Origin of the sequence: Hoylesella timonensis S9-PR14 (assembly GCF_000762405.1) — a bacterium.
Taxonomy (GTDB): domain Bacteria; phylum Bacteroidota; class Bacteroidia; order Bacteroidales; family Bacteroidaceae; genus Prevotella; species Prevotella timonensis_A.
In genome coordinates this window covers 1-1,427 of the sequence record NZ_JRPQ01000223.1, presented here as the reverse complement: position 1 = coordinate 1,427, position 1,427 = coordinate 1, and the positions used below count along the sequence as shown (strand labels likewise).

Annotated in this window: 1 protein-coding gene and 1 pseudogene; both read left to right on the top strand. The window is 51.6% G+C overall.

Translation table 11 applies throughout. The features are described from left to right. The coding region (traM, locus tag HMPREF9304_RS12005) for a conjugative transposon protein TraM (protein WP_036929510.1) at nucleotides 1–983 on the top strand (983 nt) is incomplete at its 5' end. Between the two features lie 29 nt (nucleotides 984–1,012). Then, nucleotides 1,013–1,381, top strand: a pseudogene (locus tag HMPREF9304_RS12000) (DUF8473 domain-containing protein); the annotation flags it as partial. Nucleotides 1,382–1,427: the final 46 nt, after the last annotated feature.

Sequence of the window (1,427 nt, the reverse complement as noted above, 5' to 3'; positions counted from 1 at the left end):
CCTCGGAAAGCGAGCGTGCGGAANCAGCCGCTTCGACGGCAAAGATTGAAAGCTCGATGCACCGCTATGAGGAGAACAACCGCCTGTTGAACTCTTTTTATGCGCCCGACCCCAATGAGCAGGAGCGTGAGGCACTGCGCTCGGAGTTGGATAATCTCAAAAAGGAGTTGGCAGCGAAGAACGAGAATGAGGATGCGGAGGAGAAGCGACAGCTCGCCTTGATGGAAAAGAGTTACCAAATGGCGGCAAAGTATCTGCCACAGTCTTCTTCGACTACCAATGCTGCCCACGCTTTTACGCCCGCAAAGGAAAAAGGTACTTTGGAAACATCGGCAACAAAACAAGCGTCCTCAACCAGTTCTCTTCCCGTAATGGAGGTGTTGGCAGAACGTAAGCAGGTGGTCTCTTCGCTCAACCAACCTATGAGCGATGTGTACTTTATGGAGGAATACGGCAAGAAGGCTCGTAATATGGGCTTTCATTCGCTCACAAGCACGGCTGTACCTACAGTGCGCAATACGCTGAAAGTTGTTGTGGACAGGACTACAGTTCTTAAAGAGGGTGACAATGTAGTCCTCCGTCTGCTTGAAAGTGCCAAGGTACAGGGACTGCACATTCCACGACAAAGCCGACTCATTGCGAGGGCTAAGATTGAGGGCAACCGCCTGCACCTGCTCGTTAAGAGCATTGAGGTCGAGGGACGGATTATTGCCGTGAAGCTCTCGGCATACGACACCGACGGACAGGAGGGTGTGTTCATTCCCGGTTCGGAGGACGTCAATGCCCTTAAAGAGGTGGGTGCGAACATTGGTGGTTCAATGGGAACGTCCTTCACCTTTGCTTCCTCTGCCAAAGACCAGATTATCTCGGAGGCGGCTCGTGGGGTGATGCAGGGCGCAAGCCAGCTGCTCCAAAAGAAGCTCCGCACCGTCAAGGTAACACTCAAAGGAGGCTACCGCCTGTTCTTAGTTCAAACCAAATAAAACTATCAATCATAAAAAAGAAGATAACAATGAAAAAATGGATTTTTTCGGCTGTCCTGCTTGCCACGATGGGAGCGTCAGCCACTGCACANACAACGACTTNAACGCTCACGCCCGACCNTCCGCTCTCATCGGGAGAACTCTTTCAAGGGATGAGCAAGGCAATCCCAAACGGACGCATCGTCCTGCCTTACGGCTTGGAGGTTACTTTTGAAAAGACGGTGCATCTGATTTTCCCTGCGCCTGTCCGCTATGTGGATTTGGGTTCACAGAACATCATTGCCGGCAAGGCGGAGGATGCGGAGAACGTGCTGCGTGTGAAGGCTGCCGTCAAGGATTTTGAGACGGAGACCAACATGAGCGTGATTTGCGAGGACGGCTCATTCTACGCTTTTAGTGCGCCCATAATAGGGGCTTGATAATAATCACTTTGGCAAGTGATTA